This is a genomic window from Rhodococcus sp. USK10, from assembly GCF_019378875.1.
GTDB lineage: Bacteria > Actinomycetota > Actinomycetes > Mycobacteriales > Mycobacteriaceae > Rhodococcus_F > Rhodococcus_F pseudokoreensis.
The window spans coordinates 16,358-41,522 of record NZ_CP076047.1; the positions used below are offsets into that span (position 1 = coordinate 16,358).

Genomic DNA, 25,165 nt, shown 5'->3' on the forward strand with positions numbered 1-25,165 from the left:
AAAGGAGGGCCGGCGATGCTGCTGTCGCTGCAGTTGCTGCCCACGATCCATCACAAGGGGACATGCCGTTCCCACAGTTCGGAGCGCTATCTGCCGGACCGTCATCGTCAGGGCGGTTCGCCGCCGCCGCGGCAGCTGAGCATTCGGTGGGACCGTACCCCCGGCCCCATGGCCGCACCCGGAAACCCCAGATCCGGTGGGTGCTGCCGTCTCTGCCCACCGGCGATGCCTCGGCTGGGTCCGCACACCATCACCGCGGCCGCGCGCACCGGAGTAGACGTCGAGCTACTGATCCCCACCTCCATCACACCGTTCGGCGTCGCAGCCGAACAGTGGTTCCCCGCACCGGCCGGGTTCGCCGTCACGGTCCTCGTTCACGCCGTCGACATGCAGACGGGTCGGCCACGATATCTGCCGTCCCGCCGAGCCCGCCGAGTGGGCGCGGACGATCTTCACAACCGCCGACTCCACCCACGGGTATTTCCTCTGAGCCGTCGACCCGGACACCGGCACCCACCGGCACGGGCAGCTCGTCTACCGCCTCTACCTCGACACCGACCGGCACGCCATTCCCGTGCCTCCTCAGGTGCTCACCTGCCCGCACTACCTGCTCCCCGCCGTAGACGGCGGAGAGCAGATCACCCTTCCCACCACGGGCTGACGATCACCGTCACTGCGGCGCAGCCAAATCCGGACTTGACCTGCTTCGACGACATGCCCCCACAGCCACTGCACGCGGCCGGCTCTTGCGGCGGTCACGATGCACACCGCCGACGTCTGGGCTCATCCCGCCAGACCTTGGTCAACCACGCACGCAGCCCGGCGGGGTGTGTGGTTCTAAGCTGACTGGTCGTGCAAGCATTCGTCGACGAGAACACCGTTCGCGGCATCATGGTGGCCGCAGCCATCGCCGATCCGCGCGCACTCGGCTCCGCCCGGAAAGTGCTCACCGAGTTACGCATGAAAGGCCAAGAGCGTCTGCACTTCAAGTCCGAACGCGACTCCCGCAGGCGGGAGATCTGCTCCGCGCTGGTGACATTGGACGTATCCGTGTACATCTACCACGCCGCCACACTCACCCCGAAGCAGGGACGGCCGCGCTGCCTGGAACTGTTGGTGGCGGATCTCGCCGAGCTGTCGGCGACGCGCCTGGTCCTCGAACAAGACGATTCAACGATGAAGGCGGACCGGCGGGTGCTCTACGACGCCGTCGGCAAACACGGACTCCGCGACCGACTCAGCTACCACCATCTGCGGGCCAAGCAGGAACCGATGCTGTGGATCCCCGACGCCGTGGCTTGGTGTCTGGCCAAGGGCGGCGAATGGCCGGCCCGGGTGCGGCCGCTGGTAGCAAAGACCGTCGACGTCCGATAGAAACGCGAAACCCGGCTCACCTACCGTCCGGAAGGCTGCCGGGTCCACTTCACCAGGACTACTGTCCCGGGCACCACCATGATGCCATGGAAAGCGGACCACCTTCAACACCGCCGCACCCCGCCGGCGGGGACCACCACCGCCCACGGACATCGCACAACCCGAGGAGACCGCCCCGGCGGACGTCGGTCGGCGAACAGGTAGCCCAGACACATCCCACCCCGGGACGCCGGTTGCCTGATCGGACGTGGGCATGACCACTACCGTGCAGGTATGGCGACGACATTCCACGGGCCGAGCCCATGGCCGCACATCACCGCCGCACTCAAGGCGGCGGGCCCGCGGTATGCGGCGATCGCCTACCTCGACGCCGACGCCCCCACCCTGCTGCCACTGCGTGCCGGAGACGTCCTGGTCGTCAACGCCGCCCGCGCCGCGCTTCGCGCCCATGCCACCTCCCCCGCCGCCCTCGCCCACTACGTCCGGGCCGGGGTGCGGGTGCTGTCCACCCCGAACCTGCACGCCAATGTCCTCGTCACCAGCCGGCGGGCGATCGTCGGATCCGCCGGCGCCTCGGAGAGTTCGACCATCGCCGACGAAGCGGTTCTCGTCACCGACGACCCCGACGCGATCGCCGAGGCCCGCAGGTTCATCGACGGCCTCGACGAGATCACCGAAGTCGACCAGACCTTCCTCGACAACGCGAACGCGATCTGGCAGATCGGGCGGATCGTACCCCTGCCCGGGATCGGCGGCCGGGTGCGCGCCGAGCCTGAGTTTTTGCCGACCCCGGTGACCCGAATGTTCCTGTGGCACATCACCGACTATCAACCCAGTGCGGACGAGCTGCAGGAACGGGACACGCACACCGCCAGGCGCCGTTCGGCGGCCGGGCCGGCCACGAGATACGTGCTGGAGTGGTTCCGCCTCGACACCCCCGGCGGCCGCCGGGGTGGCCGCCTCGAACGCGGCGACGTCCTGCTCCAGGTCACCGCCGACGACCACTGGCTGCACCCACCAGCCGTCGTGGACTCCGACGCCATCCCGGTCCCCCACAGTCGCAAGGCGGTGGCGTATCTGCTGCGTACCCGGGTCGACCTCGAGCCGATCGCGATCTCGGACGCGGAGTCCCGGCTCGCCGACCTCGGCCACACCCATCCCCGCCTGCGTACCGATCATCGGGTCGTCTCCGCCGGCCTGCGGGCCGCCCTGCTCCGGCTCTGGAACCTCTGAAGCTATCCCCTTCTCGGGCCGGCATCCATCGGTGGCTGACCTCTGCCGATCAGCGAATCCTCTTCCTGCCGCGGAGTCGACGGCGATCCATCCCCGCCCCGGTTGTGTGTCACACCAGCCGGCCCTCTAATCTGGCGGGCCGAACACACCGGCATTCACACGCAGAACATGAGGAACGCAGGCATGGCCACCGACTACGACGCACCCAGAGTCACCGAATCCGACGAGTCGACGGACATGTCCCTCGAACAACTGACCGCCAGCCGCAAAGACACCCAGTCCCCCGTCGTGGACGTCGAGGACACCGACACCGCTGAATCCTTCGAACTGCCCGGCGCCGACCTGTCCGGTGAAGAACTGACCGTCCGCGTCATCCCCAAACAATCCGACGAATTCACCTGCACCAGTTGCTTCCTCGTCCACCACCGCAGCTGCCTCGCCGACGCCGCGCAGCTGATCTGCCGGGACTGCACCTAACCGAAACACCGGCCCCCGCCGGGCACCTCGGATCCCGAGGACTCGCGGGCCGGGATCCGTTCGCGGGCGGCCTGGTGCGTCGCCGTCACTCTCCCCGGTGCCGGCCGGAGGTGCGCACAGCCCGATCGCTGTCCGGGCCCGGGTCCGGGGCGGGGTGGTGGAAACTCGGATCGATGGTCAGGTCCTCGGTGTCGGCGAAGACCAGTCGCCCGTCGTCGACCGCGACCGCCCACCGATGCACCGGCGCCCACGCGTGCCCACCACCGCCGGGTTCGGTCACCGCCGCGTAGTCCTCGATGATCTCGCCGGTGACGTCGGCCGCCGCACCTCGGCGGACCAGGACCCGAACCCCGACCGTCAACACCGGGCCATCGACCGGCCGGTTGCCGCTGTCTCGGGCCATGCTGATGCACCTCTTCGCTCGGCGAAACTCCCGACATCGAGCATAAGCACCGACCGGCCCGGTACGTGACCCGACCTGCACGAACACACCGTCATACACCGCAACGACGCCGCGAGACGGGCCGAGCCTGCACGAGAGGGCCGGCGCCCGCCGCAGGGCCTGCGTCAGCGGCGCCTCCCCCAAACGGTAAGTCCGACTGCCACTGCCACTGCCACTGCCACTGAACAACAGACTCGACGAATTCACGCAGCGCCAGCACCGCGAGCCCCGCGACAACACGCAGAGCAATTCGAGGATTACAGCCGCGAGCATTCCAGCTGAAACACCCGGGTGAGCCTTTCCTGCGCTCGCGGAGCAACGCGTCAGAAACGCCGCGTCGGATTCCGACGCACAATCGAAGGAATGGGGAAGTGCAATCGCGTTGGAGGTGACCATGCGTCGGGAGGAACCGGCACCGGTGCCCGTAGCCGCACCGATCCGGTGGTGGCGGCTGCGCCCGTGGAGCCGCAACCACCTGATGCGCCCCAGCGACCGCGTCGAAGCCACCCTCATGCTGCTCACCGCCACTGTGGTTCTGCTGCTGATCCCCGTCGCCGCCGCCTTCGGCACCGCGACCCACACCCGGCTCGAACAGCAAACCCAGACGCTGCGCGCCGCCGTCCACCACGTCCCCGCGGTCCTGGTCGAGGACACCTACCTCGCCCCCGACATTCCCGAGTACGCGATTCGCCCTGCCGGCACCCAGAACACCGCCCGCGCCCGCTGGACCACACCCCACGGGGAACGCACCGGATCCGTCCCCACCGACACCCCGGCGAAGGCCGGCCAGACCGTCACCATCAGTGTCGACGCCGACGGCAACCTCACCGGACCCATCCCCGACAGCCGGGAGAACACCGTCCTCGCGGTGACCGCCGCCTGCGGCCTCTGGGCACTCACCGCCGGCACCGTCCTCCTCACCGCCGCACTCGCACACACCCTGTTCCACCGAAACCGGCTGCGGCACTGGGCACACGAGTGGAAAAAGTTCGACAGACCACCGAGATAGCCTCGCGCGACGGGATGCGTAGGGTCTGTCCAGATAACGGTGTAACTGGTTGATTTTTAGCTACTTTCGTCCGGCGGACAGGCGTCCGTCGAAGGTGATCTCGAAGGCGTTCAGTGCTGCCTTCCAACGGTTGGACCAGCGCTGGCGGGCAGTGCCTTTGGGGTCGAGGCTCATGATGGCCAGGAACACGCATTTCAGGGCCGCCGCCTCGGTCGGGAAGTGGCCGCGGGCCTTGACAGCTCTGCGGATTCGGGCGTTGACGCTCTCGATGGCGTTGGTCGTGTAGATGACCTGCCTGATGGCGTGGTCGAACTGCAGGAACGGCACGAACTCGGCCCAGGCGTTGGTCCACATCCGGATGATCGCGGGATAACGTTTCTCCCATTTGTCGCTGAACTCGGCGAACCGGTCCAGCGCGGCCTGCTCCGACGGCGCGGTGTACACCGGTTTGAGGTCCTTGGCGATCTCGGCCCAGTCCTTGCGGGAGGCGTAGGCGTAGGTGTTCCGGAGGAGGTGGACCACACAGGTTTGCACGATGGTCTGCGGCCACACCTGTGCGATCGAGTCGGGCAGATGCTTGAGACCGTCGCACACGACGATCAGCACATCCTGCACACCACGATTTTTCAGCTCCGACAACACCCGGAGCCAATATTTCGCCCCCTCCCCGTCGCCGTGCTCGCCGGCCCATAATCCGAGGATGTCGCGGGTGCCGTCCACGGTCACCCCCATCACGACGTAGATCGGCCGGTTGGCCACGTTGCCGTCGCGGATCTTGACGTGGATGCAGTCGATGAACAGCACCGGATACACCGGGTCCAGCGGCCTGTTCTGCCACTCGAGCATGCCGTCCATCACCCGTTCGGTGATCGTCGAGATCGTCTGCTTGGACACCTCGGCGCCGTACACCTCGGCCATGTGCGCGGAGATCTCACCCGTCGTCAGTCCCTTGGCCGACAGCGAGATCACCATGTCTTCCACCCCGGTCAGCCGCCGCTGCCGCTTGGCCACGATCTTCGGCTCGAAACTCGACTCCCGATCGCGGGGCACCTCCAGCTCGACCGGCCCGGCCTCGGTCAACACGGTCTTGGCGCGTCTGCCATTACGGGAGTTGCCGCTTCCCCGCCCGACCGAGTCATTCTTGCCGTAGCCGAGGTGATCGTCCATCTCACCCTCGAGCGCAGACTCGACCACCAGCTTGGTCAACTTCGCCAGCAACCCACCCTCACCGGTGAGCTGCAAGCCGTCGGCCCGGGCCTGATCCACCAACTCCTGCAGCCGCGCATCGCTGACACCCACACGTGCCGAGTTCGATTCGGCCTCACGATCAATCACATCAGTCATAATGGTGCATCTCCTTTCAGAGTTACACCGTTGTTCTTACAGTCCCGATGCGTACTCCCTCCACTGTTGGGGCAGACCGACCACAGCACCCGGCGGTCATTGTGCCGGCATGATGGTCGAGCGCCGTTGCGTTCGAGGCACCAGCGGACGACGTGTCGTCTCGGCCCGCCCGCCTACTGCGCGGATCAGTTCGGATTTTGCGGCGATCGTGCGAGGCTGCCCAGTTCGTCGAGAACCTGATCGACGGCGGTGGTCGAGAGACGGACATTCTCGCCCTCCGAGGCCCGGAGACGATGACGAACGACGGCGAGCATGGCGAGTTCACGCTCAAGGTCGGCTGCCGTCCGGTCGCTCACGATCTCATCCCGCCCGAGCGAGCCACCGTCGGAATCGTGCCACCCCGGCACGTCGAGACGGCCGCTCGCCGCGCAGCATGCGCGACCACATGACTCGTGGAAGGGGGCATGCCGTCTCCGCTGGTCAACAGTGCAGCGGCCAGGGCACGACCGCTCGCCGCATCGCGCGCCCCCGCCGCCCGGATCACCGTCGCCACCTCAGATGGTCGGCGTACACCCAGCCGGCCACACCGCACCGCACCGCACCGCACCGCACCGACACCGCCTGGCACCGTGCCGGTCAGCAAAAGATCGTCCACACCGCGGCAGCGGCGAGCGCGATCACGACCACAACCATCACCACGGTGACGAGGGGTTCGTGATCGGCGAGAAGCTGCTGCATGGAAGGAAGTCTCCCAGCCCCCGGCCCCGGGTAGAGCACGCGAGCAAGCGCGTGCACCAACACACGGGCACCGACCGCATGAACGACCGGGACGCCCACGACAACGACAACGGCAACGGCAACGGCAAACCAGCATGGGGCACCGGTGCCTCACCATCCCCTCACCGCCCCAGTAGGTGAGCTACCGTCCATCCACGGCACGACCCGCCCTCCCGGGCCGGGCGATGACCTCTCCACACCGCTGACCGTCCCGATCGTGCCCAGGGCAGTCGTCACACGCGGCCGAAGAGCTGCCGCACACCACCGTCCTCATCGACCGCATACAGCGCCATCCCCAACAGATCCAGCACCCGTTGAGGCGCCCGCACCGCCGCCTCCACCGACCCCGGCTCGTCCCGCACGACCAACGCAAACGACACCGACCGATCCGCCTCACTCGGCATCCGCCGAACCAACTGCCCGATCGCGGTATCGACATCCAACCCCGGCGCCGTAGACGCAGCCTTCACCTCGACGTAGAGCCGGTAGCCGTTCCTCTCGGCCACGATGTCGACGACATCCACCTCCGTACGCACCGTCCACCCCCGAGACGACAACCACCCCGCAAAAGCCCGGGCCACGCGAGCCTCGTCACCTCTCATACCGACACCGTAAGCCAGAAATGTCATCACGGGCGGTATGGCGAAGAACCCGGATCACCGGCGCACAATCGACCGGCACCGGCCACGTCACCACTCGCGCACGCCCGGACAGCAGCCGTGCGGTGAGTGGGATGTCCAGCAGCCACGTTCCGGACCTAATCCCACACAGACGGACGAATTCACCTGCACCAGTAGCGTCCTCGTCCACCATCGAAGCTTCCTTGCCGACCCGGCGCAGCTATTCTGCCGGTACTGCACCCGGCCACCCACCCGGGCCTGCCGGGACCCCTCATCCCTCCGGGCACCTCACCACAAGCGATCCCCACACCCGACATCCGGCAGAACTCATCCGCCCGGCGGCGCGGCGCCGTCACTCTCCCCGGTGTTCGACCCGGTGCCCGCGCAGCCGAACCCGGGCCCGGGTTCGGATTCCGGTTGGGGATGCTCGGATCTCCTTCACCACCTCTGACGAGGCCGACTTCAGCCCTCCAGGTGCTGCGAATCCGTCGAACCGACCGCACGAAAGGAGCGGGACGCCTTCAACCCCCTTCGCACCACCCGGACGTGAAAAATCGCCGCCACAACCGACACCGCCGCGAAGACCATCGCCAGATACCACCACCACGCGCCGAACACGAGATGGAGCACCGCACAGGCACCGGCGACGGCAACGAACGCCCACTGCACACGCTCCAGCGTGCGAGCCTTCTCAGTGGCACGAGTCATCTCCGCAAGATAAAGGCCCTGGCTGTGCGAATGAATGCCAATCTCCCGTCCTCAACTGATCCGGCACCGGTGGCAACCGTCCACGGCCGTGGACACAGCGTCCGCGTCACTTCATCGCCACCAACTGCCATCGTGCAACCGTCAGCGTAAAGGTCGTCACCGACACCGCGCGAGGTCCACAAACCCGGCCCCCGCGGACCGCGGCTGCGCGCCGCGGCCGGAGACCCCACCCCACCACTCGGCAACGGGTCGTCGGCGGCCGGTTACCGGCGGACGCGAATAGACACCGGATCCGGTCTCGCCGTCGCCGCCCTCATCCTTGGTGCCATCGCCGGCGATCATTCGCGTACAGGTCGAGGGTGCTGAGGCCGCTGTCGGGGTGCAGCGGCTGCCCGTGCTCCCCCAGGTGCACCAATTGCCGAGAAACAGTGTCGCGCAGTGGTTCTCCGGCCACGCTCACCCTGGGGCCGCAGCGCGCTGCGCCTGCCGTGCGGTGCGGGTGGCATCGAACAGGATGTCCCACTCGTCGTCGGTGAGCAGACCCCGCCGATACGCCCGTCGCACGTCGTCCCAGCTGCCCTTGGCGTACGCGTCCACCTGCTGGCCGCCGTCGGTGGGTACGGAGCCGTAGGTGTAGTTCCAGTGCACCAGCGTGTCCATCATCTCGTCATCGGTGATCACCCCGGCCGAGCGCTGGTAAATCACCTCCCGCGGGGTGTACTCGAGTTCGGCGGGCTGCTGCAGGACCCGTTGCGCGAGCCGGTGGACCTGCGTTGCCGAGATTTCCAGCAGATCAGCGATCTGGCGCAGCGTGAAACCCTCGTTCTGCGCCTTGTCGATCAGCCGCAGCCGGTCCAGCCGCAGGAGGTGCTCTCGCGCGGAATTCGATGCCTTCGCGCAGTTGGACATCGAGGTCCGCCCGCCCGTGACTGCATCCGGGAGCAGCGCCAGTCTTGTCGTGGATCCGGACGGCGTGGCGGTGCCGATCCGGGTGGAGTTCCGCACATTGGTCACCGACGACGTTGCCGAGCGACTGCTCACCGAAGTCCCGCCCTCAACTACCTCGGCCGCGTCCACACCGTTGCTTGTTGTGGCCGACCGGGTGACCGACGCGGCCCGCACCGTACTTATCCGCCACCACGGCGGCTACCTCGACCTGCGTGGCCGACTCGCGCTGCGCACCGGCCGCCTGGTGATCGACGCCGACGTACGGCCGGTCACAGAACGCGCTGCACGGTCCGAGGCGCTCGTCGGCAAGGCCGGGCTCGAGGTCGCCACCGCCATGCTGCTGCACCCCGAACGAGCCGGCACGGTGCGCGGGTTGGCGCGCGAGGTCGGCCGTTCCCCCAGCACGGTCTCGGAGATTCTCGCCGCCCTGCGACGAGACGGCCTCCTCGACAAGAGGAATGCTCTGGTCGGCACCGACCTGTTCTGGCAGGTCGCCGACCGGTGGACGGGCCCGCGGGTTCATCTGGCGCAGCCCCCGACCCCGGGCGATACCAACCTGCAACGAACGCTCCGGCTCGGTCTCGACGCGCTCGACGGGCCCGGGTGGGCACTGACCGACTCCGCCGCCGCCGCATACGGTGCACCCCTCGCATTCCGTGAAGGTCAGACCCTCGACTTCTTCGTCCCCGACCCCTCGATCCTCCGGCGCGCGAGCACCCTGCTCGGGACCGCGGAGTCCGCCCGGCACGCGCACGCCACCGTGCGGGTCGCCCCGGTTCCCGCGGTCGTCCAGTCCCGGATCGAGCTGGACACCAGCCCGCTCGAATGGCCGCTCACGCATCCACTCTTCGTGGCGCTCGATCTCGCCCAAGACCTCGGGCGGGGCCGGGAAATCCTCGATGCCTGGACACCCGGTGATCGGTGGACCCGTGTCTGGTAGCCGCCATGTCGTGTTCGTCGGCGATGCGATGGCCGCCGTCGCCGCGGGTGTCATCGAGGTTCGTATACTCATCGGCCAGGCACCGGTCATCGTCGGCGGCCTCGCCGTGCTGTCACGGTTGTCGAACCCCTACCGCGCCACCGTCGACCTCGACCTCGTCGACCGACTTCTCGGCGACCTCCCCCAGCTCGAGGTCCTGCGCGCCGCCGACGGCGCGGAACCGGTCGAGCCGGCCGCCGTCCTGCTGCCCACCCGGTACGGAGCAGTCAAGGTCGACGTGCTCGAGGTTCGGCAGGTCGAACTCGACCACCCCAGCGACGATCCCGGAGACCCGCCTTCATGCCTCGGCGCACGCTTGGGCCAACGACACCGCAACCGACATGACCATCGAGGTGCTCCGCGCCAGCGGTGACCGCATTACGGTGACCACTCCGGTCGCCGAGCCCGGGCCGCTGATCGCGATGAAACTCCAATCGGTGATGAATCGTTCGGCGGACAAGCAGGGCACCGACCTGCTCGACATCGTGTACCTGATGCTCGACGAGAGCACCCGCCGGGCGGCCCTGGCCCAGATTCGCTCCGTCGACGCCGCCACCGCGCAGGACATCGCCCTCCACGTCGATCTGTGGTTCACCCGCAAACGCCCACAATCGCTTCAACGGATCCATGCAGTCGGCGGGCGCGACATCACCACCGACGACCTCGACCTGGTCGCCGAACTGGTGACCGACGCGACACAACGCTAACGTCGCCACATCATGTGATTGACGAGGTCAGCGCCGGTCGTCATGTGGTGTTGTCCAGGCAGGCCCACCCCAAATCAGCGGGACCGAATTGTCGACCAGGTTTACCACCCGAAGAGAGCGTTCAACGCCGCGAAATGAGTACCGCCCGCACGCTGCCCAGCGGCCGACCGTGCACCGGCACGGGCGCCCGAGCGCCCGCCGTCTCGATACCGATGCAGTCCTCGGCGCGCGTCGCACCAGAACTAGCTGGCCGAGCGACGACTTCCTATTCGGGCACCGCCGCCCGGACCGGCCGCTCACTCCGCCACAGCACGCCACTCCGCAGTGCGCTCAGGCGTTGCCTGCGCCAGCGCCTGCAACGTCGCTTCCCGATCAAAATCCTTGCCGTAGACCGGGGTTCCCGGCTGCTGACGCCAGGAATCTTCCACGCTGCCGGCGTCGACAGGGTCGAAGCCGAGCTGATTGATCAGATCGAACACCACCTGCTTCTTCAGTGCGTCGTCGCCGGCGACGGGGAGTGCGATCCGGCCGCTCGACCCTTCCGGTAGGCCCTTCTCGAGAAGGTGCTTCCACCAGATTCCGTTGAACGCCTTGAACACCGGCACCCCGAGGCGTTCTTGCACCCATTCGCTTTCCACCTGACCGGCTTCGATGCCGGCGATCAATCCGTCTCGCTGCTGCGGGTAGTAGTTGTTGGTCTCGATCACCGGAGCGCCATGGGCAGCGCCGGCGAGGATGTCGGCGGGAAGGTCCACGACGTTCTTCTGTGGGATGCTCACGATCACCAGGTCTGCACCCTCGGCGGCTTCGGTGTTCAGCACCGCCTTCGCGCCGGTCTCCGCTTCGAGGTCTGCGAGGGTGTCCGGTGTGCGAGAGTTCGACACGCGCAGGTCGTGACCGAGCGCAGTCAGCCTGCGTGTCAGCGTGCCACCGATCTGACCAGCTCCGATGATTCCGATGCGCATGTTCCCTTGTGCTCCTTCGCCGTAGTGCCGCGATACTCCGCAACTGCTGCAAGCGTCAACAACCGGCACCGTCGGATAGTTCCGCGCGGGCACGTTCAGCTCGAACTGATTCAAATACTTGACAGTTCGGCTCAGACGGCCGGGTATGCCGCGCAACTCATACGTCGGACCCGCGGCGAATCTGCCCAGTCGGCAGGTGTCACGGTGGCCGAACCGAATCTTGGCGAGTCACCGTCGAGCAGGTGAAAGCGTCAACGCGAACAGGGCAGGTCTCACTTCATCCACCCGCACCAAGTTCGATCCCTTGGAATTCGAGGAGATTCCGGCGAACTCCGACGGTTCCGTTCGCCAGCCTTGCCAGTATGACGGCCGATCCCGACGTCGGTCTGCTCGGCCAGGTAGGCGTCGACGATCGCATCCCGGGTTCGACGACGTGCTGCCGGGTCGAACAGGTGGATCGAGGCGGAGGGGCCGTCCTTGTCGAGGATCCCACCGGGCCGGCACCACGCTCGAGGTCGGCGGCGACAGCGGCGGGGTCAGCGCGCATTCGCCTGCGTACGCCGCTCCGCGGTGGCCGCGCGCAGCACCCGGTAATCGTCGTCATCCATGAGGTCGCGGGAGCGTTCGATCTGATCCCACGTGCCCCGCACATAGCTCTCCCCGAGCGGATCATCGCCCGGCACGTGCCCGAAGGTGTACTCCCAGCCCACCAGCTCGGCCATCATCCGGTCGTGGTCGATCCGCTTCGCCGCGTGCTCGAGCAGCACCTCCCGCGGGGAGCGGTCACGGGCCGACGGGTTCAACCGCAGCTTCTTCACGATCCGGCTGACCTCCGGCTGGGTGACCGCAAGGTTCTGCGCGATCACCCGCTGCGGAACCTGATTGTCCGTCGCGTGCGCCACCGCCCGCAGCAACTTGATCTGCAGCAGTTCCTTCTCCGCCGGGATCGCCCGCAGATCCCGCTCCACATCCGCCAACGCCACCGCGCACCACCTCCAACTGCAGTTATACAAAACGGTATCACCCCTGTGGAGGGCACCCCGATTGGCGGTTGCGACGGCGGGAAGTGAAGGCACCCATGGAGTGGGCGCCGATCTACCGGAGACCGCGAGCGCGAGTGTGACTCACCCAACCTTTGACTTCAAGTACTTGAAGTTCTTAGCGTCGATGACGTGAGTGCTGTACGAACTACCCCCCGCGACTACACCATCAAGGACGCGGCCGCCCTGACCGGACTCCCGGCCAGCACCCTGCGCTACTACGAATCGGTCGGGGTGATCCCGCCGATCAGCCGTGGGGAGAGCAGTAAGCATCGGGTCTTCGACGAGGACGACCTGGGCCAGCTGCTGGGGATCGCATGCCTGGCGGCCACCGGGATGTCGGTCAGCGATATGAAGGAGTACGTCGCCAACAGCCAACATGGGGCCGCGGCCGCCGCCGCGCAGATCGAACTGCTGACCGAGCGCCGGCAGCAACTCGAGCTTGAGGCCCAGCACATCGTGCTCCGCCAACGCTACGTCGACATCAAGATCGACTACTGGCACGCGATCGACGCCGGCGACGAGCCCCGGGCCGCGCTCCTCGCGGCCGAGGCGAGCGCACTCGCCGACGAGCTCCACAACACCAAGAGGCGCTAACCCCCACCCACCACGCCCGGTGCGCCACTCGACTGATGCGCCACCGGTCACTCAGCCCTGCCCCGCTCACAACCGCAGTGACCACCCCAGAAGAAGGAAGATTTCCCATGCGTGTCCACGCCTACGCCGCTCCCGCCGCCGGCCAGCCGCTGGCCCCCACCACCATCGAGCGCCGCGACGTCGGCCCCAACGACGTCCTCATCGACATCCAGTACGCCGGCATCTGCCACTCCGACATCCACACCGTCAACGGCGACTGGGGACCACAACCCTTCCCCCTCGTCCCCGGCCACGAAATCGTCGGCACCGTCACCGAGACCGGCGCCGACGTCACCCGCCACCAGATCGGGGACCGCGTCGGCGTCGGCTGCCTGGTCAACTCCTGCGGTCACTGCACCCACTGCCGAAACGGTGACGAACAGTACTGCGAAAACGGCATGATCCCCACCTACGCCGGCCCCGACCGAGACGGCACCACCACCCAGGGCGGCTACTCCACCCACGTCGTCGTCGACGCCGACTACGTCCTGTCCATCCCACAAGGCCTGGACCCCGCCGCCGCAGCCCCGCTGCTGTGCGCCGGCATCACCACCTACGCCCCGCTGCGCCGCTGGAATGCCGGCCCCGGCAAAAAGGTCGCCATCGTCGGCCTCGGAGGCCTCGGGCACATGGCCGTCAAGATCGCCCACGCCCTCGGCGCCGACGTCACCGTGCTCTCCCAAACCCTGAAGAAGCAGGAAGACGGCCTGCGCCTCGGTGCCGACGCCTACCACGCCACCTCCGACCCCACCACCTTCGAGCAACTCGCCGGCCGATTCGACCTCATCGTCAACACCGTCAGCGCCGGCATCGACCTCAACGCCTACCTGAGCCTGCTCGCCGTCGACGGCACCCTCGTCAACGTCGGCGCCCCCGCCGAACCACTCAACGTGAACGTCATGTCCCTGATCAGCGGCCGCCGCAACTTCGCCGGATCGATGATCGGCGGCATCGCCCTCACCCAGGAAATGCTCGACTTCTGCGCCGCCCACAACATCGGATCCGACATCGAAATCATCCCCGCCGACAAGATCAACCACGCCTACGAACGGGTCCTCGCCTCCGACGTCCGCTACCGCTTCGTCATCGACACCACCACACTCAACTGACCCCACGTGAACGCCCGCCACACAGGTTCCGGCGGGCGTTCACCCACCACCACACCGCAAAACTTTCCCAGGGAACCAGTTCCGATTAACCGCGATGCGTTCGCGACTGTCAGCTCGGGCATCATAAGACCCGAAAACCCACCACGAGTCCGATCACCCTGTGCAAGAACGTTTTTGTTGAACCGGGACGGCGGGCGGCCACGACTGCTTCCCTGTCTCTACTCGATCACCCTGGCCGCGATCTGGGTACGCGCGGTGAACCCCGGCTTGGACAGGATGTGCTTCACATGCCCCCGGGCGGTGCGTTGGGAAATGACGGGCTGGTCCACGATCTGCATGTTGGTCAGACCCCGGCAACAAGCTCGGCAACCCGCGGCATCCGAGCCGCCAACCCTGAACCGACCGAGGCGCCGGCCTGCCCTTCTCCTCGAGCGCCTACCCGTGGGCGTCGTCGAACCGCCGGGATACGGCGAACCCAAAAATACTGCACCACTGCGACTATCACTCAAGTTGACGGTGCCATCTTCGGTACCAGGACGGTCAGCCTGGCCTCGTCACCAACCGCACCGAACGGGAACCTGTGCCTGATTGTGGGTCATTGTCGGAGGATGGTCGAGGGTGGCCACGGGATCGTGGATTCCGTTGCTGGGCGGCGTATCTATCTGCCGGGGTTTGCGGCCGCCGACAACTCCATGTGGCACTTGGAGGCTCGAATTCTACGCCGCCGGCGCGGTGTGCGCTCTGATGCCGGTTCTCCGAAAAACTTTCCCCATGGATCGAGGCTCTCGCGCCTGGCGGCCGCAGACGATCGCACCGACCGGCAGGTGACCACACCGGCTATACAGCAGCCGATGCCTTGAGCAGATCAGCAACGGCGACGAACTTGACGCGGGGACGGCGCGCTTCACGCCCGCGGGCCGTTTCCTGCTTGTCGATCCGTTGCCAGCTGCGGAAATCGATGTAGTTGGGCTGGCGCCGCGAAACCAGGTCACCGAACTCTCGATCCGCGACGGGCTCGGTGAGGCGGCCCGCCGAGAAATCCTGGACAAGGTTGTCGACCGTTTGCTCGGAACACACCTTGTTGGTGCCGATGACTCCGGTAGGACCGCGCTTGATCCATCCCGCGGTGTATACGCCGACCAGTGGATCCCCCGTGACAGGGTCGACGACGCGGCCTGCCTCGTTAGGAATGATTCCGCGCTGATCGTCAAAGGGGAGATCCGGGACCGGGTTCCCCCGGTACCCGACAGACCGCAATACGAGACCGGTAGGAACTCTCTCGACAAAGCCGGTCGGCTGCACTTCCAGGCGACCATTGGCGTTGACCAGTTCGGCGCGATCGAAGGTGATGGCCTCCACGCGGCCATCGCCAGCGAGTTCCATAGGTACGCTGCAGAACCGCAGAACAATTCGTCTATTGCCCTTGGTTAGAGGACGCTTCGCGAAGTTCGCGACCTGCTCAACCTTCAGTGCAATCCGCGGCTCGACGACAAGATCGTCGAGGAGTGCACCGCCTGCTGAATCGAGGGCACTCTCGAGTCCCTCGACGACGATATCGACGTTGGGGATCTGGCCGAGGGCAAGCAGCTCCGGGTTGGTATATGCAGCCTGCGCGGGACCGCGACGCCCGACCACGACTACCTCCCGAATCTTGGATTCGCGCAGAGCGGCGATTGCGTGATCGGCGATGTCCGACTTCGCGAGCTCCTCCGGGTCGGTGACCAGAATTCGGGCGACGTCGAGTGCCACGTTTCCGTTGCCGATGATCACAGCGCGTTCGCCGGAAAAGTCGAATGTAAGGTCAGCGTAATCAGGGTGGCCGTTGTACCAGGCTACGAACTCGGTCGCGGCGTGTGAACCCGGCAGATCCTCTCCGGGAATGTCGAGGTTGCGGGCGCTGGGCGCACCGACCGCGTAGATCACCGCGTGGTGGTGTGCGAGGAGTTCTTCGTGGCTTACATGCTCGCCCACCTCGACGTTGAACCAGCACCGGGCACGCTTGTGCCCGAGCCCAGCCCGAAAGATATCCGCGACAGCTTTGGTTTGCTGGTGGTCGGGAGCCACACCGGCGCGGACAAGACCATATGGCGTGGGCAGCCGATCGATCACGTTGACCTCGACACCTGCGCGAGCAGTCAAATCGAGAGCCGCATAGCAAGCGGCCGGTCCGGAACCGACGACAGCGACGCGCAAACTCCCGCTGCCTGCGGAGATACTGGCACGGCTAGGTTCAGTGCGGACATCAGACTCGAGCGGATAACGCTGGTAGTAGTTCTCCGCCATCTTCAAGTAAGGGTCCTGATCCGGACGTAGCTCATCACCCGACGTGATCGCATCGACAGGGCACGCATCGACGCACGCTCCACAGTCGATGCACGTCTGCGCGTCGATATAGAGCATCTCACTCACAGCGAAGGGGGCCTCGTCTGGAGTGGGATGAATGCAGTTGACCGGGCAAACCTCGACGCACGACGCGTCGTTGCAACACGGTTGAGTGACGACGTAAACCATTGCGAATACCCACCTGACGGGACTACTTGGATTGAGAGGGAGTGATACCCCACTATTTAGAGAAAGTTCAGAGCAGTCAACAGACGGTGCCTGCATCAACTAAATAGGGCCCGATTAAATTCACTAAATAGGGCCCCAATTGACTCTCCGCGCACATCCTGGGGCTCATCGTCTTGACAGGGAGGGCGACGGCGGCCAGAGTTCATCCATCAGATGATGCAAGTCACACCAAACAGCACGACGAGAACAACACCGCACACGTGCGTGCACGCTGGCGGGCAACAAGTAGCGGACTCGATGTTCTCGAACTATATAGTCGCCGAACAGAACCCACCCAATTGCGCACTTAGGTGCTGGGCCACGACACCGGAATTCTGTCTTGCTACTCCCGGCGCGTCTCAGTACCGAAATGTACTGCGCCACCTTTCGACATCGGTCGCCCGACATGCACCGAACGCACGCCTGTGTGAAAGGTGTGTTTCGATCCCAGCCGATACACAGCCAAGAAGGAGATTCACCAATGACGACGGTCGACTACGTTGGGTCAGTTCCGGATCACGTCGATGACAAGTTGGTCCACGATATCGACCATTACAACATTCCGGGCATGCACGACAAATACTGCGAAGAAGATATCCACCAGCTGTGGAAGAACGTACAGGACACCTACCCGCCCGTATTCTGGACGCCGCGATACGGTGGCCACTGGATCACTACTCGCTACGAACACCTGCAACGCGTCCTGACCGAACACGAGACGTTCTCGAGCAGTGAGCTGGTCATTCCCACCGGTGTCGCTCCCAAGTTCATCCCGGTTCAGCTCGATCCGCCCGAACATGCGGACTACCGAAAGCTGTTGGCGCCGGCCTTCACGCCCGGCAAGCTCAACGAAGTAGCTGCCAACGCACGAGCGATCGCGATCGAAATTATCGAACGGGTGCGACCACAGGGTCGATGCGACTTCGTGGCTGATTTCGCGAGCGCAATGCCGATCATCGCCTTCCTCACGATGATCGACCTCCCGATCGAAGACGCCGATCGTCTGGCCACGATGCTGAGGGATGCCGATCCGGCCGCGCCCGGCGCAGCAGAGGCATGGGCCCAGATGGCCGCGTATCTGAGCGGTCATATCGAGGAGCGCCGAGCCGAGCCGCGTGACGACGTCATCAGTTCGCTCGTCCAGGCGGAGGTGAATGGCCAACCACTCACGCCGGAAGAAGTCCTGGGAATGTGTCTTCTTCTCCTTGCCGCAGGGCTGGATACAACCGCACTGATGACCGCGTTTGCTGCGCGCTACATTGCCCAAGACCGCAGCTGCCGAGAGGAACTCGCCGCCAACCCGGATCTGTATGGCGTCGCGGTCGAGGAATTCGCTCGTAGATTCGGACTCTCGTCCATCGCTCGCCTAGTGCGACGCGACACCCAGCTCGGTGACGCTACCCTGCGCGAGGGTGATCTCATCCTCGCCGTCACGTCGCTCGGTGGTCTCGACGAAACGGTGAATCCGGATCCAATGCGGTTGGACTTCGACCGGCGTAGAGCTCGCCACACCACGTTCGGCCAGGGCGCGCATACGTGCATCGGTATGCGGCTTGCGAAACTCGAGCTCAATATTTTCCTCGAGGAATGGTTCAGCCGAATTCCAGACTTCTGGATCGCCGACGGCCCCGCCCCGCGTATGTCGAGTGGGCTCACACTGAAACTCCACGAACTCAACTTGGAATGGCCCACAGACTGACACGGCGTCCTGCCGGCAACGCCTGGAACGGACGGATAGCTCACCAGCACCCCCACGGCGATTGAAAGAATTCATTGTGGGCGCGCCACATTGTGGGGACGCCACATGGCGCAACTGATACGAATCCGCGGGCCTGACCGATCTGGACGAGTTCCCATGCCACGATCTCTGGCCAAACGAACCTCACCCGAGATCGTGGCATGGGTCTGCGAGACGCGTCGCCACCACCGATGTTGGCGAGCGGAGAGCACCGTGTACGAGTTTGCACCGGGACATCGGCGATCGCGCCCCATCCCGGTCAGACGATCCACAGATTTCCGGTGCATGTGGGGCAGTCTGGTCAATCCCCAAGAGCAACAACATGAACGCGCCTACGAGCGGCGGGCATCGGAGGCGCCGATGCGGCAAGAAGTTGCAGGCGTCAACCTCTCGCTTGCTTCGCCGGATTTCGGCTGAGCACACTCCGGCGAAGCTGGCGATCGTCAGTCCGGTTTCGGGATTGTCCGATACGCAGAACTCCATCGCCTCACGCAAGTTCGCTTGCTCCCGATCGAACTTGGCAATCCATTCGAGTTGCCGGGAGCTGATCCACTCCGCCTCACCGGAGAGTGCAAGCCGCATGTACCAGTCTCGATGCCGCCTGCGCAGGTCTTGATACTCGCCGGCATGTTGCGCCTGTTCCCTGCCGTAATCACGCAAGGTCTCCAGGAGCCGAAAACGCACGGCCGTTCCGTGCTCCTCCCGCACCAAGATGGACTTGTCCACCAAGGCGGTCACTAGGTCGAGTAGTTCCTCCGATGTCAGCCCCTCACCGCAAACCTGCTCCGCCGCCTCGAGGTCGATGCTCTCGACAAACACCGACGGTCTTTCGGTGATCGAGGTGCGCAGGAGGAAATCGAGGATGTCGGGTTCGAGGGTGTTGAGGACGTTCTCGACGAGGTAGTCGCCGATCGCGCGATGCCGGCCGGACAGGTGTGCGATCAGCTCGGTGGGGTCGTCCCGGCCGCGCAGCGACAGTGTGCCAGTTGCATGGCGGCCACCCATCCGTCGGTGAACGAACGCAGCCGGGCGATGCGTCGGATGCCAACGAGGAAGGATCGGGCTTCCTCGTCGTCGAAGCGGAGGGCTGTAGCATCGATCTCGACCAGTTCGTCGCGGACACGCAACCGGATGTGCGGCACTTCGGAGCGGCTGCGGCTGGTCACCACGACCTGACGGTGATGGCAACTGTTAGTGAGCTGGAAATCGATGGCGCAGAGTGTGGTCGGGTCGGTGATGCGGTGCCAGTCGTCCACGATCATCACGAGCAGTTCCTTCCCCTCGTGGATGTCGTTGATCGCATACACGGCAGCACCGAGCTCATTTCGCCGCCACATGCGCCACAGCCCCGGCCTGCCCCGCAGCGTAGGCGGCGTGCCGGGCCGGTCCGCGCCGATCCCTTGCCGGGCCCATCGCACGGCCACCCGCCGCGCGGGCGGCCATCATCGTCACCTCCCCCCGCACCCACGCGCGGGCATGCTCGATCGCCTCACACGGACGCCGATCCTCCGGCCGCACCGACTCGAACAGGCCCAGGACGTGCTCCACACACGACACCGCCAACAACGCCAGTCACACCGTGCCGTCGATGATTGACTGCAGGACCGTGCCGTAGCGTCGGATCAGGGTCTCGCTGTCCATCACGTCGGGCCCGAGCAGGTCAAGGTGGCGCATCGCGGTAGCGAGACCGAGGAGTTCGGCCAGCACGAGCTGGGTGCGCAGCCGCTCCGAAGAGGTGTCGCCGATGCGGGCTGCGATCGCATCGAGATAGCGGCCACGCATGTCGGTGCGGGTCGCCTCCGGATCCGCGGACTCCCGGATGAAGATCGGAGCCATCGCCCACGGCTCCGGCTGGTCACCGTCGCGGCGGCCGACGAGCCTGCGCACCAATTGCCACCCGACCGGCTCTTCGGGTGCGAGCGGCTGTTCGACCACTGCCCCGGCTCCCGCCTCGTCCAGCACGGCCGCCGACGGATCGGCAGCCGCGAATAGTTCCGCCTTGCTCCCAGTCAACTTCATCACCAGCGCCGGTGAGCATCCCGCGGCGGTGGCAATGTCCTTGATCGTCGTCGCGGTGTAACCGCGACGCGCGAACAAGTCCCTGGCGGCCGCGACGACGGTCTCCCGAGTCGACGGTGCGGTCATGGCGCACCTGCCGGCCGCAGGTCACCAGCCAGGTCGAGGTCGACCTGCGCCGGCTTGGCTAGCACCACCAGCTGCCGGGTCGCAGTGCGGCGGCCGGGGCCGAGCACCGTGATGACGTACCGGCCGCCGGGCGGCTGCGCAAGTTCGTAGCTGCCATCCACAGCGGTGGTCGTCGTCGCAACGTACTCGCCGGTGGCCTTGACGAGGCTCACCACAGCGTCCGCGCACGGGCGGCCCGCGGTGGTGACGCGACCACGTAGACGCAGGCGCTGAATGAGCGTCACCCGGTGCCCGTCCGCCCCGTCGGCGAAGTCCATCACGTGCGATCGCGGCGCCCAACCGTCGGCGCTGGCGATCACGAGATACGTGCCCGGATCCGGGAGAACAACGGAGAACTCCCCGGCATTGTCGGCTCTGCTCCAGTCGACGGGCTCGCCGGTGGTGCGCAGGACGGTGACAACGGCCTGTCGGATGGGCCGATCCTCAGCACTGAACACGGCGCCGGAGACGACGAGCTCCGCCGGGGCATACTCGTCGACATCTGCGCGGACCCGCGGGCCCCCACCAGAGCGCGGGATGAACGCCGCGAGGACGGTCGCCACGAGACCGGTCGCGGCCGCCATCACGAAGGTCAACTGGAAGGCGCCCAGTGCGGGCACGGCGTGCCCCGCGACCTCGATGGTGACCGCCGTCAGGATGGCGGATACGGCGGCGCTGGACATCGACGTGCCGACCGAACGCAGCAACGCGTTGAGGCCGTTCGCCGAAGCGGTCTCGGTGATGGGGACCGACCCCATGATGAGCATCGGCATGGTTGCGTACGCGATCGCGGTGCCCGCGGTGACGAGCATCGCACCGAGCACGATCAGCAGTACGGATCCGGTGAGTAACACCCGCGCGACGTAGGCAAGGGTGAGGACGGCGGTGCCGATCATCAGCGTGTACTTAGCACCGATCCGCCCGATCAGTCGTCCCGCAATCGGCGCGAACACCCCCATCATCAGCGCTGCAGGCATCATGCACAGCCCCGCAGTCAGTACCGACATCCCGTGTCCGTAGCCCGTGTCGGTCGATGCTTCCAACTGCTGGGTGGTCGACAACATGTTGGCGTACATCGAGATTCCGACGAAAAGAGAGCAGATGTTCGTGAGCAGCACAGGCCTGCGCGCCGAGGTCCGCAAGTCGACCATCGGCTGTCCTACCCGCAACTCGTAAGGGAACCACAGCAGGAACGCGACGGCGGCGACCACCAGTGCGGTCACGGTCCGCTCGCTGGTCCATCCCCAGGTCGCGCCCTTCGAGATGCCAAGCAGCAATGACGAAAGTGCGAGCGACAGCAGGACCGCCCCCACGAAGTCGAAGCGGCCGGCGGTGCGGATAGGCGACTCGGGGATCACGATGCGAACGGCGATGAAGAGCACGGCACCGACGGCAGCGGAGAGCCAGAAAATCGAGTCCCAACCGAGTTGTTCGTACAACGCCCCCGACAGCGGCAGCCCCAGCGCGCCCCCGATGCCGAGCTTCGCGCTCATCATCGCCGTCGCCCCCGCGACCCTCGCTTTCGGCAGCTCGTCCCGCAGGATGCCGATACCGACCGGGATCAGCGCGGAGCCCAGACCCTGCAGCCCGCGCCCGATCAGCACGGTGACCAGCGTTCCGCCAACCGCTGCGAGCAGCGAACCGGCCACCATTGCAGCGAGGGACGCGAGCACCATGCGGCGCTTGCCGAACATGTCGGCGAGCCGAGACACGATCGGCGTCGCGACGGCGGCGGTGAGCAGCGTCACGGTCACCAGCCAGGATGCAGTCGCGTAATCGGTGCCCAGGATCGACGGGAACTCATGTAGCAGCGGGATGACCAGGGTCTGCTGCAGGGCGACCACGATGCCCGACAAACAGACCACCGTCGTCAGCACAGTGGTCGGCGAGGAGCTTGTGTGAACGGACATCGGCGAACTCCGACCTGCGCGACAGAAGCGCGCGATTGGTGAACTTGGGGATAACAGTTGCCGAAAGGCGCCGCGATCTTGTTGACCTGCACCATCGCCCCACCTCAGTAGCGGAGGCCATTTGGGGCGAGGCGTCGAACTGGCCGATCTAGTCCGCACGCTCCGGTTTTTGCAGATGCGCCCGAAACGGGTCACAGAAAATAGACCGCGCGGCTTGTCTCCCAGCCCGGAGAGAGTCAGCGCCACGCGGTCTGATTTTTATTCTGCGCTCGACGAACCGGGCAACCACAGCACAAGGTCAGGCCAGTAGATGAAGACCCCCAGCAATACGATCGTGGCCGCTACGAATGGCATGACGCCGGCAAATACCGATTGCAGACTGATTGGGACACCCAGGTTCACCTGCGGGTTTTGTGCCAGGCGGTGAACCACGAAGGTCAGTAACCCGATAGGAGGAAACACCATACCTATCTCACAGAGGACGATGAGGAACACTCCGAACCAGATCATGTCCACGCCTGCCGCTTCCAGCGGCGCCTGCAAAAGCGGCACGGTCAATAGGATCATCGGAAGCGATTCCAGAAACATTCCCAGAACGATGTAGACGATGATAAGGCACAGCAGAAGCGTGACTCTGTCGAGTTCCAGTCCGGCCAGCCAGGAGGAAAGGTCTTGTGCAAGCCCGCTCAAGACCAGCGCTCGATTTAGCATCAATGCACCCACGACGATGAGAAAGATGCTTGCAACTGACGTCGCCGTCTCCGTACCGATGGTGCGCAAATACGTAAGATTATTGGAGCCGTCCTTCTGCCTGCGCTCCGGGCTGACAAGGCTCACAAGGATTGCAACCACCGCACCCACTGCTCCAGCCTCGGTGGCAGTGAAGTAGCCGGTATATAGCCCTCCGAGCACGACAAGCAAGATCACGAGAAGCGGACCCAATCGTGAAGCCGACCGCAGTCGCGTACCCCATGTCACTCCGGAGCGATCGCTTCTCGGTGCGACCTGTGGCTTGACGCGGGCCCACACGGTCACCACAGCGATGTACGACAACGCAAGAAACAGTCCGGGAATCATCCCTGCTAGCAGTTGCGGACCAACAGGCACCTGTGCCACACCGGCATAGATGACGAGCAGAACGCTCGGAGGAATAATCTGGCCGAGCGTTCCTGCCATCGCGACCGATCCGGTCGCGATGGCAGGATGGTATCCGCTCTTCATCATCTCGGGAATGGCCATCTTGCCGATGGCCATCGAGGTCGCCATCGTACTTCCGCTCACAGTTGCCAGTCCGGCGCCAGCCGCAGTTGTAGTGACCGCAAGCCCTCCCGGCAATCTCCCCAGCCATTGGTCGGCAGCCTCGAAAACCCTGGTGGTCACACCTCCATACGACAACGCCAAACCCATAAGCAGAAACATCGGCACCACGCTGAGTGACCACGAAGCGACGCCGTCGAACGTGATGTTTCGCAGCGATGTTTCCACCACGGCCAATCCATCCATCGCGGTCAGCCCAACGATAGAGGCCACCAGCATTGCAATGCCTACGGGCAGATCGAGCGCCATGAGCAGCAAGAGCAGAACGATGACCGCGGCCCCGACCAGTCGATCGTCCATCGGAACGAAGATCAGAACCGCGGTCGATGCCACGGTCACCACCAGCAGAAGTACGAAGAGTGCGCCAGAGTCAGCGTGCAGTCGAGAAGATCGGACACGGGGGCCCCCGACATCCGCAGGAGCCAAACGTTTCGGTGCGGATCTAATAGCGGATGGCACAGCACTGTGCTGTGAGGTCGGGGCAGTACCGGGTTTGTCATGCATTTGTCAGGGGCTCCTCGCTCGACTCTTGTTTCGTCGACGGACGTTCCCGAAGCGACTGATAGAACCGGGCAACGATAGATCCGGTGAGTATCAACCATGCGGCGGCGACGGCGAACCGCCCAGCCCAGATGGGCAACCACGGCGCTACCGTCGCACGATCACCAATCTCGTACGAGTAGAGAGCTTCGTCCAGGATCAGGATCGCAACCCATCCCGCCACAAGTCCCGTTATCAACTGGGTCACCATCGATATTCCGCGTCTTGTCCGTAAGGGGGCCGCTTCCATCACAACCGACACCTGAACGTGCTGGTCCCGAAGATGTACCTGGCCGAGCGCCAGAACGGCGATGGCAGGCATCAACAGGTATGTGACGACGTCCATCATGTCGTTGATCGGAACGCCCACCTGCCTACCGACTACCGAAGCAGCAATTCCCACTGCCATCGCGAGGCACAAAGCACCGCCTGCCCCGGCTGCGCAAACAGACACACCAGTGACGGCGCGCACCCACAGTGGCTGTATCTCGTTCAATGAATCCAACTCTCGAAAGGACCGTGCACCAATCTTGTCCTGCACCGGACCACGGTCAATGG

Annotated in this window: 24 protein-coding genes and 4 pseudogenes; 12 read left to right on the forward strand and 16 right to left on the reverse strand. The window is 65.3% G+C overall.

The genetic code is table 11. From position 1 onward, the window contains the following. Nucleotides 1-191 precede the first annotated feature (191 nt). From I1A62_RS45555 to I1A62_RS00700, 4 genes and pseudogenes are all read left to right on the forward strand, one after another. Nucleotides 192-661, forward strand: a pseudogene (locus I1A62_RS45555) (N-formylglutamate amidohydrolase). A 191-nt stretch (nt 662-852) separates the two neighbouring features. Then, nucleotides 853-1,374: a hypothetical protein gene (locus tag I1A62_RS00690; RefSeq protein ID WP_219453477.1), complete on the forward strand. Its 522-nt coding sequence runs from the start codon at nt 853-855 to the stop codon at nt 1,372-1,374. Nucleotides 1,375-1,647: 273 nt separating this feature from the next. Further along, on the forward strand, nt 1,648-2,607 hold the full coding sequence (locus tag I1A62_RS00695) for a phosphatidylserine/phosphatidylglycerophosphate/cardiolipin synthase family protein (RefSeq protein ID WP_219453478.1): 960 nt from the start codon (nt 1,648-1,650) through the stop codon (nt 2,605-2,607). Nucleotides 2,608-2,790: 183 nt separating this feature from the next. After that, nucleotides 2,791-3,084 carry a DUF4193 domain-containing protein gene (locus I1A62_RS00700; protein WP_219453479.1) on the forward strand — a complete coding sequence of 98 codons (294 nt, stop codon included), beginning with the start codon at nt 2,791-2,793 and terminating at the stop codon, nt 3,082-3,084. An 85-nt stretch (nt 3,085-3,169) separates the two neighbouring features. On the opposite strand, the gene I1A62_RS00705 is transcribed toward I1A62_RS00700, so the two are convergent. Next, complete coding sequence (locus tag I1A62_RS00705; RefSeq protein WP_219453480.1) at nt 3,170-3,487, reverse strand: hypothetical protein; 318 nt, start codon at nt 3,485-3,487, stop codon at nt 3,170-3,172. A 433-nt stretch (nt 3,488-3,920) separates the two neighbouring features. Here I1A62_RS00705 and I1A62_RS00710 point away from each other — a divergent pair, with 433 nt between their 5' ends. Then, nucleotides 3,921-4,535: a hypothetical protein gene (locus I1A62_RS00710; RefSeq protein ID WP_219453481.1), complete on the forward strand. Its 615-nt coding sequence runs from the start codon at nt 3,921-3,923 to the stop codon at nt 4,533-4,535. Nucleotides 4,536-4,595: 60 nt separating this feature from the next. Here I1A62_RS00710 and I1A62_RS00715 read toward each other — a convergent pair whose 3' ends face one another. The 3 genes from I1A62_RS00715 to I1A62_RS00725 all read right to left on the reverse strand — a co-directional run bounded on the left by I1A62_RS00715 (nt 4,596) and on the right by I1A62_RS00725 (nt 7,237). Continuing rightward, on the reverse strand, nt 4,596-5,879 hold the full coding sequence (locus I1A62_RS00715) for an IS256 family transposase (RefSeq protein ID WP_219453482.1): 1,284 nt from the start codon (nt 5,877-5,879) through the stop codon (nt 4,596-4,598). Nucleotides 5,880-6,064: 185 nt separating this feature from the next. Further along, a complete protein-coding gene (locus I1A62_RS00720) occupies nt 6,065-6,235 on the reverse strand; it encodes a hypothetical protein (RefSeq protein WP_219453483.1) in 171 nt (56 codons plus the stop codon). 654 nt (nt 6,236-6,889) lie between these two features. Further along, nucleotides 6,890-7,237: a hypothetical protein gene (locus I1A62_RS00725; RefSeq protein WP_219454974.1), complete on the reverse strand. Its 348-nt coding sequence runs from the start codon at nt 7,235-7,237 to the stop codon at nt 6,890-6,892. A 181-nt stretch (nt 7,238-7,418) separates the two neighbouring features. On the opposite strand from I1A62_RS00725, the pseudogene I1A62_RS45560 reads away from it, so the two are divergent. Continuing rightward, nucleotides 7,419-7,514: pseudogene (locus I1A62_RS45560) on the forward strand (DUF4193 family protein); the annotation flags it as partial. A 224-nt stretch (nt 7,515-7,738) separates the two neighbouring features. On the opposite strand, the gene I1A62_RS00730 reads toward I1A62_RS45560, so the two are convergent. After that, a complete protein-coding gene (locus tag I1A62_RS00730; protein WP_219453484.1) occupies nt 7,739-7,984 on the reverse strand; it encodes a hypothetical protein in 246 nt (81 codons plus the stop codon). Between the two features lie 456 nt (nt 7,985-8,440). Further along, entirely contained in the window at nt 8,441-8,893 is a 453-nt protein-coding gene (locus I1A62_RS45565; RefSeq protein ID WP_257890318.1) for a winged helix-turn-helix domain-containing protein, read from the reverse strand. 16 nt (nt 8,894-8,909) lie between these two features. Here I1A62_RS45565 and I1A62_RS00740 point away from each other — a divergent pair, with 16 nt between their 5' ends. From I1A62_RS00740 to I1A62_RS45575, 3 genes are read left to right on the forward strand one after another with little or no spacing between them, the layout of a single operon-like run. Next, entirely contained in the window at nt 8,910-9,872 is a 963-nt protein-coding gene (locus I1A62_RS00740; protein WP_257890319.1) for a helix-turn-helix domain-containing protein, read from the forward strand. Nucleotides 9,873-9,882: 10 nt separating this feature from the next. Next, complete coding sequence (locus tag I1A62_RS45570; protein ID WP_257890320.1) at nt 9,883-10,284, forward strand: hypothetical protein; 402 nt, start codon at nt 9,883-9,885, stop codon at nt 10,282-10,284. Beyond that, a complete protein-coding gene (locus I1A62_RS45575; protein ID WP_257890321.1) occupies nt 10,253-10,618 on the forward strand; it encodes a hypothetical protein in 366 nt (121 codons plus the stop codon). The genes I1A62_RS45570 and I1A62_RS45575 overlap by 32 nt, the downstream gene beginning before the upstream one ends. 296 nt (nt 10,619-10,914) lie before the next feature. Here I1A62_RS45575 and I1A62_RS00750 read toward each other — a convergent pair whose 3' ends face one another. Both I1A62_RS00750 and I1A62_RS00755 read right to left on the reverse strand, forming a co-directional pair. Beyond that, nucleotides 10,915-11,583, reverse strand: coding sequence for an NADPH-dependent F420 reductase (locus I1A62_RS00750; protein WP_219454978.1), 669 nt, complete (start codon nt 11,581-11,583; stop codon nt 10,915-10,917). Between the two features lie 536 nt (nt 11,584-12,119). Further along, a complete protein-coding gene (locus I1A62_RS00755; protein WP_219453486.1) occupies nt 12,120-12,566 on the reverse strand; it encodes a hypothetical protein in 447 nt (148 codons plus the stop codon). Between the two features lie 189 nt (nt 12,567-12,755). Here I1A62_RS00755 and I1A62_RS00760 point away from each other — a divergent pair, with 189 nt between their 5' ends. Together I1A62_RS00760 and I1A62_RS00765 are read left to right on the forward strand one after the other, a co-directional pair. Further along, complete coding sequence (locus I1A62_RS00760) at nt 12,756-13,220, forward strand: MerR family transcriptional regulator (protein ID WP_219453487.1); 465 nt, start codon at nt 12,756-12,758, stop codon at nt 13,218-13,220. 107 nt (nt 13,221-13,327) lie between these two features. After that, nucleotides 13,328-14,368: an NAD(P)-dependent alcohol dehydrogenase gene (locus tag I1A62_RS00765; protein WP_219453488.1), complete on the forward strand. Its 1,041-nt coding sequence runs from the start codon at nt 13,328-13,330 to the stop codon at nt 14,366-14,368. A gap of 837 nt (nt 14,369-15,205) precedes the next feature. Here I1A62_RS00765 and I1A62_RS00770 read toward each other — a convergent pair. Then, nucleotides 15,206-16,879 (reverse strand): FAD-dependent oxidoreductase, encoded by a 1,674-nt coding sequence (locus I1A62_RS00770; protein WP_219453489.1) that lies wholly within the window; start codon nt 16,877-16,879, stop codon nt 15,206-15,208. 520 nt (nt 16,880-17,399) lie between these two features. Between I1A62_RS00770 and I1A62_RS00775 the strand changes: the two genes are divergently transcribed. Further along, nucleotides 17,400-18,617 carry a cytochrome P450 gene (locus tag I1A62_RS00775; protein WP_219453490.1) on the forward strand — a complete coding sequence of 406 codons (1,218 nt, stop codon included), beginning with the start codon at nt 17,400-17,402 and terminating at the stop codon, nt 18,615-18,617. Between the two features lie 471 nt (nt 18,618-19,088). Here I1A62_RS00775 and I1A62_RS46960 read toward each other — a convergent pair. The 7 genes and pseudogenes from I1A62_RS46960 to I1A62_RS00805 all read right to left on the reverse strand — a co-directional run. Then, nucleotides 19,089-19,484: pseudogene (locus tag I1A62_RS46960) on the reverse strand (protein kinase); the annotation flags it as partial. Between the two features lie 113 nt (nt 19,485-19,597). Continuing rightward, nucleotides 19,598-19,918 (reverse strand): hypothetical protein, encoded by a 321-nt coding sequence (locus I1A62_RS46965; protein ID WP_374710703.1) that lies wholly within the window; start codon nt 19,916-19,918, stop codon nt 19,598-19,600. Between the two features lie 33 nt (nt 19,919-19,951). After that, nucleotides 19,952-20,228, reverse strand: a pseudogene (locus I1A62_RS46970) (putative immunity protein); the annotation flags it as partial. Then, on the reverse strand, nt 20,229-20,801 hold the full coding sequence (locus I1A62_RS46975; protein ID WP_219453491.1) for a TetR/AcrR family transcriptional regulator: 573 nt from the start codon (nt 20,799-20,801) through the stop codon (nt 20,229-20,231). Beyond that, on the reverse strand, nt 20,798-22,750 hold the full coding sequence (locus I1A62_RS00795; protein ID WP_219453492.1) for an MFS transporter: 1,953 nt from the start codon (nt 22,748-22,750) through the stop codon (nt 20,798-20,800). Before I1A62_RS00795 ends, I1A62_RS46975 begins: the two co-directional genes overlap by 4 nt. A gap of 258 nt (nt 22,751-23,008) precedes the next feature. After that, a complete protein-coding gene (locus I1A62_RS00800; RefSeq protein WP_219453493.1) occupies nt 23,009-24,400 on the reverse strand; it encodes a TRAP transporter large permease in 1,392 nt (463 codons plus the stop codon). Between the two features lie 163 nt (nt 24,401-24,563). Next, nucleotides 24,564-25,148 carry a TRAP transporter small permease subunit gene (locus tag I1A62_RS00805; protein ID WP_219453494.1) on the reverse strand — a complete coding sequence of 195 codons (585 nt, stop codon included), beginning with the start codon at nt 25,146-25,148 and terminating at the stop codon, nt 24,564-24,566. Nucleotides 25,149-25,165 lie beyond the last annotated feature (17 nt).